At 66.0% G+C, this 15,380-nt stretch carries 12 protein-coding genes and 8 pseudogenes; 12 read left to right on the forward strand and 8 right to left on the reverse strand.

All coding sequences use genetic code 11. The features are described from left to right. From lptA to ACUDAL_RS04560, 5 genes and pseudogenes are all read right to left on the reverse strand, one after another. On the reverse strand, positions 1-510 hold the full coding sequence (gene lptA, locus ACUDAL_RS04540) for a lipopolysaccharide transport periplasmic protein LptA (protein ID WP_444677278.1): 510 nt from the start codon (positions 508-510) through the stop codon (positions 1-3). Next, the gene (gene lptC / locus ACUDAL_RS04545; RefSeq protein WP_444677279.1) at positions 507-1,214 is read right to left on the reverse strand and encodes an LPS export ABC transporter periplasmic protein LptC; all 708 of its coding nucleotides are present in this window, start codon (positions 1,212-1,214) and stop codon (positions 507-509) included. The genes lptA and lptC overlap by 4 nt, the downstream gene beginning before the upstream one ends. Next, complete coding sequence (locus tag ACUDAL_RS04550) at positions 1,123-1,680, reverse strand: KdsC family phosphatase (RefSeq protein ID WP_444677280.1); 558 nt, start codon at positions 1,678-1,680, stop codon at positions 1,123-1,125. The genes lptC and ACUDAL_RS04550 overlap by 92 nt, the downstream gene beginning before the upstream one ends. A 20-nt stretch (positions 1,681-1,700) precedes the next feature. Then, positions 1,701-2,716 (reverse strand): annotated as a pseudogene (locus tag ACUDAL_RS04555) (KpsF/GutQ family sugar-phosphate isomerase). 31 nt (positions 2,717-2,747) lie between these two features. Beyond that, positions 2,748-3,695: a calcium/sodium antiporter gene (locus ACUDAL_RS04560; protein WP_444677281.1), complete on the reverse strand. Its 948-nt coding sequence runs from the start codon at positions 3,693-3,695 to the stop codon at positions 2,748-2,750. Positions 3,696-3,835: 140 nt separating this feature from the next. Here ACUDAL_RS04560 and ACUDAL_RS04565 point away from each other — a divergent pair. The 9 genes and pseudogenes from ACUDAL_RS04565 to hisD all read left to right on the forward strand — a co-directional run bounded on the left by ACUDAL_RS04565 (position 3,836) and on the right by hisD (position 10,738). Then, positions 3,836-4,647 (forward strand): annotated as a pseudogene (locus tag ACUDAL_RS04565) (ABC transporter ATP-binding protein). Further along, the gene (gene mlaE / locus ACUDAL_RS04570; RefSeq protein ID WP_444677282.1) at positions 4,644-5,426 is read left to right on the forward strand and encodes a lipid asymmetry maintenance ABC transporter permease subunit MlaE; all 783 of its coding nucleotides are present in this window, start codon (positions 4,644-4,646) and stop codon (positions 5,424-5,426) included. Before ACUDAL_RS04565 ends, mlaE begins: the two are co-directional and overlap by 4 nt. Positions 5,427-5,463: 37 nt before the next feature. Then, a complete protein-coding gene (gene mlaD / locus ACUDAL_RS04575; protein WP_444677283.1) occupies positions 5,464-5,928 on the forward strand; it encodes an outer membrane lipid asymmetry maintenance protein MlaD in 465 nt (154 codons plus the stop codon). Between the two features lie 42 nt (positions 5,929-5,970). Next, positions 5,971-6,624 carry an MlaC/ttg2D family ABC transporter substrate-binding protein gene (locus tag ACUDAL_RS04580; protein ID WP_444677284.1) on the forward strand — a complete coding sequence of 218 codons (654 nt, stop codon included), beginning with the start codon at positions 5,971-5,973 and terminating at the stop codon, positions 6,622-6,624. Then, the gene (locus tag ACUDAL_RS04585) at positions 6,621-6,959 is read left to right on the forward strand and encodes an STAS domain-containing protein (RefSeq protein WP_444677285.1); all 339 of its coding nucleotides are present in this window, start codon (positions 6,621-6,623) and stop codon (positions 6,957-6,959) included. The genes ACUDAL_RS04580 and ACUDAL_RS04585 overlap by 4 nt, the downstream gene beginning before the upstream one ends. A gap of 153 nt (positions 6,960-7,112) precedes the next feature. Further along, positions 7,113-7,355, forward strand: a pseudogene (locus ACUDAL_RS04590) (BolA family protein); the annotation flags it as partial. A 39-nt stretch (positions 7,356-7,394) separates the two neighbouring features. After that, a pseudogene (gene murA / locus ACUDAL_RS04595) lies at positions 7,395-8,655 on the forward strand (UDP-N-acetylglucosamine 1-carboxyvinyltransferase). Positions 8,656-8,691: 36 nt separating this feature from the next. Then, positions 8,692-9,350: pseudogene (gene hisG, locus ACUDAL_RS04600) on the forward strand (ATP phosphoribosyltransferase). 58 nt (positions 9,351-9,408) lie between these two features. Beyond that, a pseudogene (hisD, locus tag ACUDAL_RS04605) lies at positions 9,409-10,738 on the forward strand (histidinol dehydrogenase). 90 nt (positions 10,739-10,828) lie between these two features. Here hisD and ACUDAL_RS04610 read toward each other — a convergent pair. Together ACUDAL_RS04610 and ACUDAL_RS04615 are read right to left on the reverse strand one after the other, a co-directional pair. Then, the gene (locus ACUDAL_RS04610) at positions 10,829-11,119 is read right to left on the reverse strand and encodes a S1C family serine protease (RefSeq protein ID WP_444677286.1); all 291 of its coding nucleotides are present in this window, start codon (positions 11,117-11,119) and stop codon (positions 10,829-10,831) included. Continuing rightward, positions 11,116-12,185 (reverse strand): annotated as a pseudogene (locus ACUDAL_RS04615) (trypsin-like peptidase domain-containing protein). Before ACUDAL_RS04615 ends, ACUDAL_RS04610 begins: the two are co-directional and overlap by 4 nt. Here ACUDAL_RS04615 and ACUDAL_RS04620 point away from each other — a divergent pair. After that, the gene (locus ACUDAL_RS04620) at positions 12,145-12,906 is read left to right on the forward strand and encodes a Nif3-like dinuclear metal center hexameric protein (protein ID WP_444677287.1); all 762 of its coding nucleotides are present in this window, start codon (positions 12,145-12,147) and stop codon (positions 12,904-12,906) included. The pseudogene ACUDAL_RS04615 and the gene ACUDAL_RS04620 overlap by 41 nt on opposite strands. A gap of 47 nt (positions 12,907-12,953) precedes the next feature. On the opposite strand, the gene ACUDAL_RS04625 is transcribed toward ACUDAL_RS04620, so the two are convergent. Beyond that, positions 12,954-13,403: a ZapG family protein gene (locus ACUDAL_RS04625; RefSeq protein WP_444677288.1), complete on the reverse strand. Its 450-nt coding sequence runs from the start codon at positions 13,401-13,403 to the stop codon at positions 12,954-12,956. Positions 13,404-13,600: 197 nt separating this feature from the next. Here ACUDAL_RS04625 and zapE point away from each other — a divergent pair. Together zapE and rplM are read left to right on the forward strand one after the other, a co-directional pair. Next, a pseudogene (gene zapE, locus ACUDAL_RS04630) lies at positions 13,601-14,783 on the forward strand (cell division protein ZapE). A 155-nt stretch (positions 14,784-14,938) separates the two neighbouring features. Next, on the forward strand, positions 14,939-15,367 hold the full coding sequence (gene rplM, locus ACUDAL_RS04635) for a 50S ribosomal protein L13 (protein WP_444679308.1): 429 nt from the start codon (positions 14,939-14,941) through the stop codon (positions 15,365-15,367). Positions 15,368-15,380 lie beyond the last annotated feature (13 nt).

Genomic DNA, 15,380 nt, shown 5'->3' on the forward strand with positions numbered 1-15,380 from the left:
TCAGCGCTCCGGCTGCAGGGTCATGCGAATGCGCTGACGCCCTTCGACGCCTTCTCCCTCGGCGCGGGCCTGGACCACGCGGCGGTCGAGGAAGTACTCCAGGTAGCCGCCATCGAAGGTATCGCCGCCCTGGTGCAGTTCGGCGCGGTCGATCAGCTCCACGCGGCGTTCGGCCACGTGATAGATGATGGTACGGCCCCAGCCGCGGGCCAGCGGCTCGTCCGGAGCGGGCTGCTGCTGGATGTAGGCGCGTTCGCCGGTGGCGATGGCGCGGGTCAGCTCGCCCTGGGCATTGCGGCGGATCTCGACCCGGTCGCCGGTGAGTCGCATGCTGCCCTGGCGAATGTCCACGTCGCCGGTGTAGATCGCCGTGCCTGCCACGTTGTCCAGGTCGAGGCGGTCGGCCTCGACCTCGATGGGCGCGCTGGCATCGCTCTCCAGGGCCAGGGCAGGCGCGACCGAAAACAGCGCGCTCAGGGCGAGGGTCAGCAGCGGGACGATACGCATCATGGATCGGACTCCTCGTTGGTGGCGGTGCGGCGTGCGGGCGGATGATGGCCGCGCACATTGTCAGTCAAACGTGCCTGGTTGTCATGGATCCAGGCATCGAACCGCTCGCCGCTCATGCGCTGGGGCGGCTGTTGGAGAAGGGCGGGCGTGTCGCTCCAGGCGTGCCCGGTGTCGGCATCGAAGTGCAGGATGTCGGTGTCGAGCTGCCACAGCTCTTCCGGGGCGAACAGGCGGGCCTCGCCGCTCAAGGTCAGCGGGTTGCCGCCCGGGCCGAGGCGTCCCGTGGCGCCGCCGGCCACCCACAGGCGGCCTTCGCGGTCAATCAGGTGCGCCAGCGGCGTGAGCGCGCGCGTGACGTCGTCGTGGGGCGTATGCACCAGCCTGGGGCTGGTCAGGCGCTGATGCGCCACGCCCTGGGCGTCGTAACGCGTGAGGCGCACGTTCTCGAGGAAGTAGTCGGGCTCGCCGGCCTCGTCGGTGGGTACCGGCCCGGGCGGCGCTGGCCGCCAGGGTCGAGCCAGGTCAGCAGCCCACCCAGCAGCAGCAACAGCAGCAGCAGCCAAAAGCGGTAGGACGAGCGCAGCAGTCGACTCAGCGCGGCCATGATGGCGCTCAATGGCGGCTGAGCAGGTAGGTATCGACCAGGGCGTCGCGATGGCCTTGCGCTTCCAGCAGCGTGTCGCAGATCTCGCGAACGGCGCCATGCCCGCCGGGGCGCTCGGTGACCCAATCGGCCAGCGCCTGAATGTAGGGCGGTGCACCCGGCACGCTGATGCCAATGCCGGCGCGCTGGATGGCTGCCAGGTCCGGCAGGTCGTCGCCGCAGTAGGCGACCTGTTCGAGCGAGAGGCCCAAGCGGGAACACAGGCTGCGCAGGGTGGCCAGCTTGTCTTCGCAGCTCTGGAAGACATGGTCGATGCCGAGCGAGGCGGCGCGGTGGCTGACCATGGGCGACTCGCGGCCGGTCAGCAGGGCGACCTGCAGGCCAGCGCGGCGCACCAGCTTGATGCCGAGTCCGTCCTGGGTGTGAAAGGCCTTGATCTCCACGCCGTCGGCCTGGAAATAGAGACGGCCGTCGGTGAGGACGCCATCCACGTCAATGGCCAATAGGCGAATCTTGCGCAGGCGGTCGATGAGTCGGGGGTCGATGACGGGGGCTGCCAGAGCCATGGGCTCTCCTTCAGTGATGGTCAGATGACGCCGCTGCGCAGCAGGTCGTGCATGTGCAGGGCGCCGATGGGGTGCCCTTCGTCGTCCACGACGGCGAGCGCGGTGATCAGGTTGTCCTCCATAACGCGCACTGCTTCTGCGGCCAGTAGATCGGGGCCGATGCGCTTGCCCGGACGAGTCATCACCTCGTCGACCGTGAGCCGGCTGAGATCCTGGTGCTGGTCGAGCGTGCGTCGCAAGTCGCCGTCGGTATAGACACCAAGCAGGCGATTCTGCTCGTCCACCACGCAGGTGAAGCCGAGGCCCTGGCGGGTGATCTCAAGCAGGGCGTCGCGCAGGGGCTGCCCTGGGGCACGCAGGGCAGGCGATCACCCCGGTGCATCAGGTCGCTCACGCGCAGCAAGAGTCGCTTGCCGAGGCTACCGCCGGGGTGCGACAGGGCGAAGTCCTCGGCGGTGAAGCCCCGCGCTTCCAGTAGCGCCACGGCCAGGGCGTCGCCCAGCGCCAGGGCGGCAGTGGTTGAGGCGGTGGGCGCAAGGTCGAGCGGGCAGGCCTCGCGGGCCACGCCGGCATCGAGATGGGCGTCGGCATGCCTCGCCAGCGTGGAGCCGGGGCGCCCGGTCATGCTGATCAGCGGGGTGCCGAGGCGCTTGAGCAGCGGCAGCAGGGCAGTGACTTCTGCTGTTTCGCCCGAGTTGGAGAGGGCCAGCACGACGTCGCCCGGGGTGATCATGCCAAGGTCGCCATGGCTCGCTTCGCCGGGATGCACGAAGAAGGCCGGGGTGCCGGTGCTGGCCAGGGTGGCGGCGATCTTGCCGGCAATGTGCCCCGACTTGCCCATGCCGGTGACCACCACGCGGCCGCGACAGCCGAGCATCAGCTCGCAGGCGCGATCGAAATGGGCGTCGAGGCGGTCGGCCAGCGCGGCGATGGCCTGTTCCTCGATGCGCAGGGTGCGCCGTGCGCTGGCGCGCAGAGGCGTTGGCGCGTCCGTGTGCGTATCGTCCTGGGGCGTGGGTGTCGTGTCGTCAGTCATGGCGTTGATTGTTGCCCTTTGCGCGATTTCCTCAAGTGGCGGGGCCGGCCGAGGTGGCCAGCCAGGCCAGGTAAGCCAGGTACGCCGTGGCGAACAGGGCGCCTGGAACGCGACCCAGCGCCCTGTCGCGATACCACAGCAGCAGCATGCCGAGGCCCAGCGTCATCAACAGCATGAGCGGGTAGTCGCGGCTGGCCGCCGAAGGGTCGATGACGCCTGGCGCCAGCAGCGCGGGAATCGGCAGCACCGCCAGCAGGTTGAACAGGTTGGAGCCGATGATGTTGCCGAGTGCCAGGCCGTGGTGACGCCGGATAGCGCTGGCGATACAGGCGGCAAGCTCCGGCAGGCTGGTGCCAATGGCGACGATGGTCAGACCGATGGTCAACTCGCTGACGCCGGCGCCTCGCGCTATCTCGCCGGCACCCCACACCAGCGCCCGGGAGCTGAGGGTGAGGACCAGTAGCGTGATGAGCAGCCAGCCCAGGGTGTGGGCCAGGGAGCCGGTGGGCCCGTGGCTTTCGGGCAGCGTGTCGGGCGTGTCGGCGCGCACCAGCCACCACAGGCTAAAGATCAGCAGCAGGCCGAGAAACAGGGCATCGAAGCGACCGAGGATGCCGTTGGCCAGGGCGTAGCCGGCCAGCCCCGTCGCTCCAACAAGCAGGGGCAGTTCGCGCCGCACCAGCGACAGGCTGACAGGAATCGGCCGGATCACGGCGGTGACGCCCAGCACCAGGCCGATGTTGGCGATATTGGAGCCCAGCGCATTGCCGGTGGCCAGGTCGGGGATGTCGTCCAGGGCGGCGAACACGGCTACGACCATCTCCGGCGCCGACGTGCCCAGGGCGACGATGGTCATGCCGATCAGTAGCGTGCTCATGCCGGTACGCTGGGCAAGGGCCGCCGCCGAGGCGACGAAGCGGTCGGCGCTCCATAGCAGGGCAGCGAGTGACAGGGCGATGACGGCAAGCGCAAGCAGCATGGGAGGTGGGCCGAGGCGTCGGGAGGGGCATATTAGACGTGGCCGGTGCGCGCTATGCAAGCCTCGACGGGTAGGGCGCTGGCGCAGGACGGGATGGTTAGGATACGATGTTCGATAATTTTTTCGATGGATAAGACGCAATGACCGATTCCGCTTTCGTGGTAGTGGAGGGTCTGCATTTCTCGCGTGGCGACAAGGAAATCTTCTGCGGCGTAGACCTGGCGATCCCGCGCGGCAAAGTGACGGCCATCATGGGGCCCAGCGGCACCGGCAAGACCACCTTGCTCAAGCTGATCGGCGGCCAGCTGGCGCCTGACGCCGGGCGGGTCATGATCGACGGTGCCGATGTGCATGCTCTATCGCGCAAGGCGCTATTCTCGCTGCGGCGGCGCATGGGCATGCTGTTCCAGAGCGGAGCGCTGTTCTCCGATCTCAGCGTGTTCGAGAACGTGGCTTTTCCGCTGCGGGTGCATACCACGCTGCCAGAGCCCATGATTCGCGACATTGTGCTGATGAAACTCGAGGCGGTCGGCCTGCGTGGCGCACGGGAACTGATGCCTGCCGAGCTTTCGGGGGCATGGCCCGGCGTGTGGCGCTGGCGCGTGCGGTGGCGCTCGACCCTGAGCTGATCCTCTATGACGAGCCGTTCGTGGGGCAGGATCCGATTTCCAAGGGAGTGCTGGTGCAGTTGATCAAGCGGCTCAACGAGGCGCTGGGCCTCACCTCGGTGGTGGTGTCCCACGATATTCAGGAAACCCTGTCGATTGCCGATTACGTCTACGTGATCGCCGATGGCCGGGTCATGGCCCACGGCACTCCAGAGCTGCTGGACGTGGACGATGACCCTCGTGTGAGCCAGTTCGTGCACGGCGAACCCGATGGGCCGGTGCCGTTTCATTATCCGGCACGTGACTTTTTCGGCGATATCCTCAACGGGGAGGAGCGCCGATGATCGGCCGTCTCCTCCACCTAGGGCGCCGCGGCTGCGACATGCTCGAGGCCTTGGGGCGTTCGGCGCTGTTCCTTGCGCAGTCGGCAATCGGCGTGCCCTCCCGCGAGGGTTGGGGGCTGTGGCTGCGGCAGATGCACTTCGTCGGCGTGCTGTCGCTGGCCATCGTGCTGGTTTCGGGCCTGTTCATCGGTATGGTGCTGGCCCTGCAGGGCTACACCATCCTGGTCGACTTCGGCGCCGAGCAGGCGCTGGGTCAGATGGTGGCGCTGTCGCTGCTGCGCGAGCTGTCGCCTGTGGTAGCGGCTCTGCTGTTCGCGGGGCGTGCCGGCTCGGCCTTGACGGCGGAAATCGGCCTGATGAAGGCCACCGAGCAGCTTACCAGTATGGAGATGATCGGCGTGGACCCGCTGCGCCGCGTCGTTGCACCGCGGCTGTGGGCCGGCTTCGTGGCCCTGCCGCTGCTGACCGTCGGCTTCAGCGTCGTTGGGGTCTATGGTGGTTACCTGGTCGGCGTGGAGTGGCTGGGGGTCTTCGAGGGCTCCTACTGGGGCAACATGCAGGCCAGCGTCGACTTCATCGGCGATGTGGGCAACGGCATGGTCAAGAGTCTGGTGTTCGCCGTGGTGGTGACCTGGATCGCCGTGTTCCAGGGCTATGACCTGGTGCCCACTTCCGAGGGAATCTCCCGCGCCACCACCCGCACCGTAGTCTATTCGTCGCTGGCCGTGCTGGGCCTGGATTTCGTATTGACCGCCGTGATGTTCGGAGGACTTTCCTGATAATGAGACGCTATGTGTCGATGTTCGGAGAAATGCAATGAGACGCAGCAGAACGATGGAGCTGGGCGTCGGCCTGTTCATGCTGGCTGGCATCCTGGGGCTGCTCTTCCTGGGGCTGCGCGTCAGCGGCCTGACCTTCGCCATGCCTGGCGACACCTTCCGGCTCGAGGCCAACTTTGCCAACATCGGCGGTCTCAAGCCCCGCGCCCGGGTCACCATGGCTGGCGTGACGGTGGGCCGCGTGGCTTCCATCGAGCTGGACACCGACTGGTATGATGCGCGCGTTGTGCTGGAGCTGGATGCCGACCTCGAAGGGCGGCTGTCGCGAGATACCACGGCCGCCATCCTCACGGCCGGGCTGCTGGGCGAGCAGTACATCGGTCTCACGGTCGGTGGCGACCCGGAGGTGCTGCATGACGGCGACACCATCCGCGATACCCAGTCAGCGCTGGTGCTTGAAGAACTCATCCAGCAATTCGTGTCCAACATGGTCAGTGATTGATCATTGATCCTCACTCTTCCACCGTCTTTTCGAGGTCCAGCCATGCGTTTTCTCATAACCGTTTCTACCGTTCGCCTGTGGGCGCTGGCGCTCTGCCTGCTGCTGGTCGCCCTGCCCGTACAGGCGGCGGCCGAGCGCAGCCCCGAGCAGGTCATCCGCCACAGCATCGACGAACTGATGAGCCAGATTGACGGACGCAAGGACTACTTCGCCGCCAATGTCGATGAGCTCAAGGCACTGGTGGACGAGAGCCTCGACGACATCGCCGACTTTCGCTACATCGGCGCCAGCGTGATGGGGCGCTACTTCCAGAACGCCACGCCGCAGCAGCGCTCGCGTTTCGTCGATACCTTCCGCCAGACCCTGATCGACACCTACACCAAGGGGCTGGTGACCTTCGACTATCGTGAGCTGCGCGTCCTCGACAGCCAGCGGCCGCCTCGCCACGAGGATCAGGCCTCGGTGTCGATGGAGGTGGTGGCGATGGATGGCGCGGTATTTCCGGTCAGCTACACCCTGCGTCTCACCGATGGGCAGTGGAAGGTGGTCAATGTGATCGTCAACGGGATTAACCTCGGCCTGACCTTCCGCAACCAGTTCGACCAGGCGATGCGCGATCACAACCGTGACTACGACGCCGTCATCTCCAACTGGTCGCCCGAACTTGCCGCCGAGGCGCTGGAGGAGGGCGCTTGACGCGCCTGCTCGACCTCGACGGGGTCTCCCTGGAGGCGGGCCCCGAGGGGTTGGTCGTCAACGGCGACGTCGATTTCGCGATTGCCTCGCCCCTGGTCCAGGCCGGCAGCGCCTGGCTGGGCCAGCAGCCTGCCGGTACTCGGGTGACCCTCGATCTCGGCGGGGTGGGGCGCATCAGCAGCGCCGCGCTCAGCATGCTGTTGGAGTGGACCCGCCAGGCGCGCTCGGCCGGCATCGAGATCGGCGGGGTCCGGCTCTCGCCGCCGCTGCTGCGGCTGACCCGTTTGGCCGGGCTCGACGCCCTGCTGCCGATCGTCGATGCGCAGGCCGCCTGACGCCACTCGCCGTGCCGCCTCCAGGCACATCGGCCCAACCCCGGCATCGCCAAGCGCGCTGCTTTTCATTACCATGTAGGGATTCCCTGACTTGCCGGCCGCTGCTTGCGGCACGACATGCCCTTCCTCTTCGCTCAAGGAGTTCCGCTTTTCATGCAACCCAGTGACATCAAGGCACTGCTCGATGCCCGTATCGAGGGCTGCGAGTTCCATATCCAGGGTGAAGGCTGCAATTTCCAGGTTATTGCCGTGGGTGAGGTGTTCAATGGCCTGTCACCGGTCAAGCGCCAGCAGCTGATCTATGGTGCCCTGTCCGAGGAGATCGCCTCCGGGGCCGTGCACGCCGTCAGCATCAAGACCTATACCCCGGCGCAGTGGGTTGAGGCGCCGGAGAACACGGCGTCACCCGGTCAGGGGCCTGACGGTCAAGCATCCATGGACAAGCTGATCATTACCGGCAACGGCCCCATCGACGGCGAGGTCTGGGCCAGCGGTGCCAAGAACGCCGCCCTGCCCATTCTCTGCGCGACCCTGCTGGCGGACGAGCCGGTGACCATCGGCAACCTGCCGCATCTTCAGGACATCACGACGACGCTGGAGCTGCTCGGGCGCATGGGTGTCGAGACGGTCATGGGCGAAAAGATGAGCATTCAGCTCAACGGTGCGCAGGTCAAGGACTGCCATGCGCCCTACGAGCTGGTGAAGAAGATGCGGGCCTCGATCCTGGTGCTGGGTCCGCTGCTGGCCCACTTCGGCCATGCCGATGTCTCGCTGCCGGGTGGCTGCGCCATCGGCTCGCGACCGGTGGACCTGCACATCCGCGGCCTTGAGGCCATGGGGGCGGACATTCGCGTCGAGGGCGGCTATATCCGCGCGCGCGTCGACGGGCGCCTGAAAGGGGCGACCATCTTCTTCGACACGGTGACGGTGACCGGCACCGAGAACCTGCTGATGGCCGCTACCCTGGCGGAAGGCACCACCATACTGGAGAACGCCGCGCGCGAGCCCGAGGTGGTCGACCTGGCCGAGTGCCTGATCAAGATGGGCGCCAAGATTCGCGGCCATGGCAGCAACAACATCATCATCGAAGGGGTCGAGCGGCTGCACGCTGCCTACCATGACGTGATGCCGGACCGCATCGAGACCGGCACCTTCCTGGTGGCCGGTGCTCTCAGTCGCGGCCGCGTGCGAGTGCGTAACACTCGTGCCGATATCCTCGAAGCGGTGCTGGCCAAGCTGGAAGAGGCGGGCGCGCGCATCAGCGTCGGCGAGAACTGGATCGAGCTCGACATGGAAGGCCGGCGCCCTCGCCGGTCAACATCCGCACGGCCCCTATCCAGGCTTTCCCACTGACATGCAGGCGCAGTTCGTGGCGCTCAACGCCGTGGCCGACGGTACCTCTCGCGTGGTCGAGACCATCTTCGAGAACCGCTTCATGCACGTGCAGGAACTGAACCGCATGGGGGCCAACATCGCGCTCGAGGGCAATACCGCCCTGATCACCGGCGTGGAGAGACTTTCCGGCGCGCCGGTGATGGCCACCGACTTGCGCGCCTCGGCTTCCCTGGTGGTGGCCGCGATGATGGCCGATGGCGAGACCCTGGTGGATCGTATCTACCACATCGACCGGGGCTACGAATGCATCGAGGAGAAGCTGCAGCTGCTGGGTGCCCGCATCCGACGCATCCCCGGCTGAGGTGTTTCCAGGCGCTTCCCGACCATAGACGAGACCATGAGCAAACAACTGATTCTGGCGCTTTCCAAGGGCCGTATTCTCGACGAGACCCTGCCGCTGCTGGCCGATGCCGGCATCGTGCCGGCGGAAGACCTGGGCAAGAGCCGCAAGCTGCTCTTCGATACCAACTTCGACGACGTCAAGCTGGTCGTGATCCGGGCCACCGACGTGCCGACCTACGTGCAGCTCGGCGCCGCCGATCTGGGCGTGGCGGGCAAGGATGTGCTGCTTGAACATGGCGCCGAAGGCCTCTACGAGCCGCTGGATCTCGAGATCGCCAAGTGCAAGCTGATGACCGCCGGCATTGAGGGTGCCAGCCCCGCCCGGGCGCGGCGGCGGGTGGCCACCAAGTTTGTGAAAGTGGCGCGGCGCTACTACGCCGAGCAGGGCATCCAGGCCGAAGTCATCAAGCTGTATGGGGCGATGGAGCTGGCGCCGCTGATGAATCTGGCCGACGAAATCGTCGATATCGTCGATACCGGCAACACCCTGCGCGCCAACGGCATGGCCCCGCGTGAGCTGATCGCGCCGATCAGTACGCGCCTGGTGGTCAACAAGGCGGCCATGACCATGAAGCATGAGCGCCTTCGCCCCTGATCGCCCGCCTGGCCGAGGCCGTGGCGGCACGGCGCAAGGCGGCCGGCACGGCGACGTGATGGCGCCGCTGGGCGCTCGCGGTCACCGAAACACCTTTTGCGGGAGAGCCATGCAGTGATGAGCGAAACTCCAGTCCTCAGTCTCGATATCGCGCGTCTTGCCACCGGCGAGGTCGATTTCCAGTCCCGACTCGACGCCCTGCTGGCATGGGAGGGGTCTCCGACGCCGAGGTGCAGCGGCGCGTCGACGATATCATCGCCGAGGTGCGTGCGCGTGGTGACGCAGCGCTCGTCGAATACACCAACCGTTTCGATCGTGTCTCGGTGTCGAGCATGGTAGAGCTGACCCTGGGTGCCGAGCGGCTCGAACAAGCCTTCGTTGCACTGCCGCCAGCCCAGCAGGATGCCCTGACTCAGGCGGCGGAGCGCGTGCGCCGCTACCATGAACGCCAGAAGTCAGGCTCTTGGCAGTATGTCGAAGAGGACGGCACGGTGCTTGGTCAGCAGGTCACCCCGCTGGACCGCGCCGGCATCTACGTGCCGGGAGGAAAGGCCGCCTACCCCTCGTCGGTATTGATGAACGCCATCCCGGCCCACGTGGCGGGGGTGGGGAAATCGTCATGGTGGTGCCAACGCCGGACGGCGTGGTCAATGAGCTGGTACTGGCCGCTGCTCACCTGGCCGGCGTGGACCATGTGTTCACCGTTGGCGGGGCCCAGGCGGTCGCGGCGCTCGCCTATGGCACCGAGACGGTGCCCCAGGTCGACAAGATCGTCGGGCCGGGCAACATTTATGTCGCCACCGCCAAGCGTGCGGTATTTGGCCAGGTCGGCATCGACATGATTGCCGGCCCCTCGGAGATCCTGGTGGTGTCCGACGGGGGCACCGACCCGGAGTGGCTGGCCATGGATCTCTTTTCCCAGGCCGAGCATGACGAGGATGCCCAGGCCATCCTGCTGAGCTGGGATGCCGCGCACCTGGAGGCGGTCGAACAGGCCATGGCGCGGCTGCTGCCGACCCTTGAGCGCGAGGCGATCGTGCGCGAATCGCTGGCGCGGCGTGGTGCACTCATCCATTGCCGCGACCGGGATGAAGCGGTAGCGCTGATCAACCGTATCGCCCCGGAGCACCTCGAACTCTCCCTGGCAGACCCGCAGGCGCTGCTGCCGGCGGTGCGTCATGCCGGTGCCATCTTCATGGGACGCCATACGGCCGAGGCGCTGGGCGATTACTGCGCGGGGCCCAACCACGTGCTGCCGACGTCCGGGACCGCTCGTTTCTCCTCGCCGCTGGGAGTGTATGACTTCCAGAAGCGTTCTTCGCTGATTCACTGCTCGCCGCAGGGCGCCTCGAACCTCGGCAGGGTGGCCTCGGTATTGGCCAGGGGAGAGTCGCTGACGGCCCATGCGCGTTCGGCGGAATACCGCATCATCGACACCTCCACCTGAGTGGAGGCTGTCTCATGAACCCCGCCAAGGCGGGGTTTTTTGTGGCTCTTTTCTGAAGGGCGCCCTATGTGAGGGCGCTGTAAAACGCCTTTAGCGCTCCTGGCGCCTTGGCTGGGGCAGCGGCCGTTCGCCGACCTCCAGCTTGACGGTGATGGGATCACCGCTGCGAACCACCGTGAGCGGCAGGGTGGCGCCCGGCTGAATGGCGGCGATATCGCTCATGGCGGCCCGCGCATCGAGAATGGGGCGCTCATCGACTTCGAGCAGCACGTCGCCCGGGCGCAGGCCGGCGCGGTCCGCAGGGCCGTCCGGTACCACGCCGGAAATCACTACTCCCCTGGCCACCTGAAGTCCGAACGAGGCCGCAAGTTCGGGGGTCATCTCCTGGGCTTCGATGCCGAGCCAGCCGCGGATGACGCGACCCTGGGTGACGAGGGCGTCAAGCGTGCTGCGCGCAAGCCGGGTAGGAATGGCGAAGCCGACCCCTGTGAGCCGCCCGAGCGCGAGAAGATGGCGGTATTGATGCCCACCAGGGCGCCTTCCGCATTGATCAGCGCACCGCCGGAGTTGCCGGGGTTGATGGCGGCATCGGTCTGGATGAAGTCCTCGTAGGCACTCAGGCCCAGGTGGCTGCGCCCCGTGGCGCTGATGATACCCATGGTGACGGTCTGGCCGACGCCAAGGGGTTGCCGATGGCCATGGCGATGTCGCCTACCGCCACATCGTCATCGCTGGCGATGGCGATTACCGGCAGGCTGTCGAGGTCGATACGCAGCACCGCGAGGTCGCTCTCCGGGTCGGTGCCGATCACGTGGGCCAGCGTCTCGCGGCCATCGCGCAGGGCGACCTGGATCTCGTCGGCGCCGTCTATCACGTGGTGGTTGGTCAGCACGTAGCCATCGTCGCTCACAATTACGCCTGAGCCGAGGCTCGACAGCAGGCGCTGCTGGGTCGGCAGCTCGTCGCCGAAGAACTGGCGGAAAAAGGGATCCGACATCATCGGATGCTGCTCCCGCGACACGACGCGGGAAGAATAGATGTTGACGACCGCGGGCGCAGCCTTCTCCACCGCCTCGGAGTAGCTGACGGGCCCTTGCTGACGCGACAATGGCGCGGCGCGCTGTACCTCGGGCAGCGGGCGCGCCGGGGTTTGCCGGATGTCGGCCCCCGGCGGCTGGCGAACCGCATCGGTTCCTGCGCTGGGGGAGTGGAACGCTCCAGCAACTGTGGGAAGGCGTTGAGCAGTACGATAGCCAGCAGCACGCCGATGACGATCGGCAGTGCATAGGCGAGAAGAGAACGACGCATACGGCGTTTCCTGATGGGCGCGCGGTCGATGCTGTCCCGCGCAATCGTTACAATGGGGGCATTGTAACATTGGCGGCAAAGCGCTGTCCGGAGGCGACATGATTCCCCGCGATACCCTGGTACAAGCATGCGATGCCATGCTCGGAACGTCACGCTTCAACGACTACACCATCAATGGCCTTCAAGTGGCCGGGCGTGACAGCGTGGCGCGCGTGATGAGCGGTGTGACGGCCTGCCAGGCCCTGCTGGACGAGGCGGTGGCCTGGCAGGCGGACCTGCTGCTGGTCCATCACGGCTATTTCTGGAAGAACGAACCGGTGGCCATCACCGGAATTAAGCAGCGGCGGATCCGCACGCTGCTGCTCAATGACATCAGTCTGGTAGCCTATCACCTGCCGCTCGACGCCCATCCGAGCCTCGGCAACAACGCTCAGCTGGCTAACCGCCTGTCGCTGGAGGTGGAAGGCTGTGCCGATGGCGAGCTGGGCGAGGGCCTGCTCTGGCTGGGTCGGCTGGCGGAGGCGCGTTCCTGTGCGGCCTTCGCCGGGCAGGTGGCCGAGGCGCTGGGGCGTGAGCCGCTGCTGATCGAGGCGCCCGGTAGGCATGCGGTCAAGCGCGTCGCCTGGTGTACCGGCGGGGCGCAAGACATGATCGTCAAGGCCTGGGAGGCGGGAGCCGACGCCTATATTTCCGGCGAGATCTCCGAGCGGACCACCCATCTGGCGCGCGAGCTTGGCATTCATTATCTGGCGGCGGGCCATCACGCCACCGAGCGCTATGGTGTGCAAGCCCTCGGGGAGTGGCTGGCCCGCGAGCATGGCGTATGCCATCGCTTCGTCGACATCGACAACCCGGCCTGAGCCGGGCGTCGCCCCGGCTATCCCCAGGCGAATCGTGCCGCCTTGGCTCAATAGCGCGGCGGCTGGGGCGTCTGGCTCGGCTCCTCGCTCGGCTTGAGGCCGAAATTTTCAGACAGCGTGCCGCCGGTGCCATCGGCGTAGTCGCGCGGCATTGGCGGCTCGTTGGCCTGGCCCGTCAGGGCCGGCTGGTCCGCCGCGTCCAGTTGACGCACCTTATCGGTTTCGCAGCGCAGCGTGCTGGCATCTTCCTTCAGTCGATGCTCGAGCGTGCGCATCTCGCGCTGCAGATTGCCCACCATCATGCCCACCTGGCTGAAGTGCTCGCCCAGCCCTTCGCGAAGCTCGGCCAGCTCGCGCTCTTTCTCGGCAGACTGGCGGCGAAGCTGCTGCAGGGTGCCGGCCGATGAGCCAAGCAGGTGGTAGCCCAGCGCGCCGAGCCCAAGGCCGACGAGCAGGCTAATGATGGCCAGAAGCCAGTTCACGTTGCCATATTCCACGAAATTCTCCTGATGAAGGTGCATGCTTGACGCATGGGAGCCATGCGGCCTGCCGGCGGCCCATTATAGGGGCGCTGGGCGAGAGTGGGTCAACGTATGGCCCGACGGGCCGGGGGCCATTTTTCTACGCATGCCGCGTCGGGTGCGTATAATACGTGGCCTGCACCTCAAGAGTCCGATCAGCAAGGAACTGCCATGTGTGCGACTGCGTCCCCGCAGCTGCTCGCTCGGCCCAAGGTACCACGCCGCTGGCGCGCTACCGTGCCGACCTCGAGCGAGACGATTTTCAGTACGACCCTGCCCAGGAGCAGGCGGTAGCCGAGCTTCAGCGCCTCTACGACGCCTTGCTGGCGGCGCCGCGCACCGAGCCGCGAGCGGTGACCGCCGGGCGCGGTCTCAAGTCGAAGATGGCAGGGCTGTTCGGCAAGCGCGAGAAGCCTCCCGAAGCGCCTGAGCCGCCAGCGGTTCAGGGGCTCTATTTCTGGGGTGGGGTGGGGCGCGGCAAGACCTATCTGGTCGACACCTTCTATGAGTCGCTGCCGTTTCCCGACAAGATGCGCACCCATTTCCACCGCTTCATGCAGCGGGTGCACAACGAGCTGCAGCATTACAAGGGCGAAAAGAACCCGCTGACGCTGATCGCTGGCAAGTTTGCCGCCGAGGCGCGGGTGATATGCTTCGATGAGTTCTTCGTCAAGGACATCACCGATGCCATGATCCTGGCCAACCTGCTCGAGGCACTGTTTGAGCGCGGCGTCGTGCTGGTGGCGACATCCAACATCGTACCCGACGAACTCTACAAGGATGGTCTGCAGCGGGCGCGCTTCCTGCCGGCCATCGCCCTGCTCAAGCGCCACTGTCGCGTGGTCAACGTCGATTCCGGCATCGACTACTCGGCTGCGCGCGCTGGAACGAGCCGAAATCTTCCACGCGCCGCTGGACGAGGCGGCCGAGCGCGAGCTGGCCCGCAGCTTCCGTGAAATCGCCGGCCACGAGGGTGAGCGGGACGTGCCCATCGAGATCAATCATCGCGTGCTGCATGCCCGGCGCCTGCATGACGACGTAGTATGGTTCGAGTTTCGTGAACTGTGCGACGGCCCGCGCAGCCAGAACGACTACATCGAGCTGGCGCGCGAATACCATACCGTGCTGGTGTCCAACGTGACGCGCATGGGGGCGGCCACCGATGACCAGGCGCGGCGCTTCATCAACATGGTCGACGAGTTCTACGACCGCGGGGTCAAGCTGCTGATGTCGGCCGAGGTCGAGGCGGCTGCGCTATACGCCGACGGCCGCCTCGAGTTCGAGTTCCAGCGGACCCTGTCCCGGCTGCAGGAGATGCAGTCCCACGAGTACCTGGCCTTACCGCACAAGCCGTGAAATGGCTTAACCTGGGCGAGGGATTCATGTAGAATGCTGCCTCGCTCGAACGTTGTCTCCTCCCCAGGGCGGATACAACCAAGAAGAATAGGGATGATTCCAGCGCCGTCCGCGACGTGGAATCCAATACACTTGAATATTTTGTGGTGATGTCCATGAAGACGTTTACTGCCAAACCGCAGTCCGTCCAGCGCGACTGGTATGTCGTCGATGCCACTGGCAAGACGCTGGGTCGCCTGGCTACCGAAATTGCGCGTCGTCTGCGCGGCAAGCACAAGCCCGAGTTCACGCCGCACGTTGATACCGGTGACTACATCGTCGTTGTCAATGCCGAGAAGGTTCACGTCACCGGCAACAAGGCCAAGGCCAAGACCTACTATCGCCACACCGGCTACCCGGGTGGCCTGCGCTCCATGACCTTCGAAAAGATGATCGACCACGCTCCCGAGCGGATCATCGAGTCTGCCGTGAAGGGAATGCTGCCGAAGGGTCCGCTGGGCCGCGCCATGTATTCCAAGCTCAAGGTCTACGCTGGTGCCGAACATCCGCACGCCGCCCAGCAGCCGCAAGAACTGAACATCTGAAGGGACCATTGCC

The organism is Halomonas sp. E19, assembly GCF_052439355.1.
Classification (GTDB): Bacteria; Pseudomonadota; Gammaproteobacteria; order Pseudomonadales; family Halomonadaceae; genus Halomonas.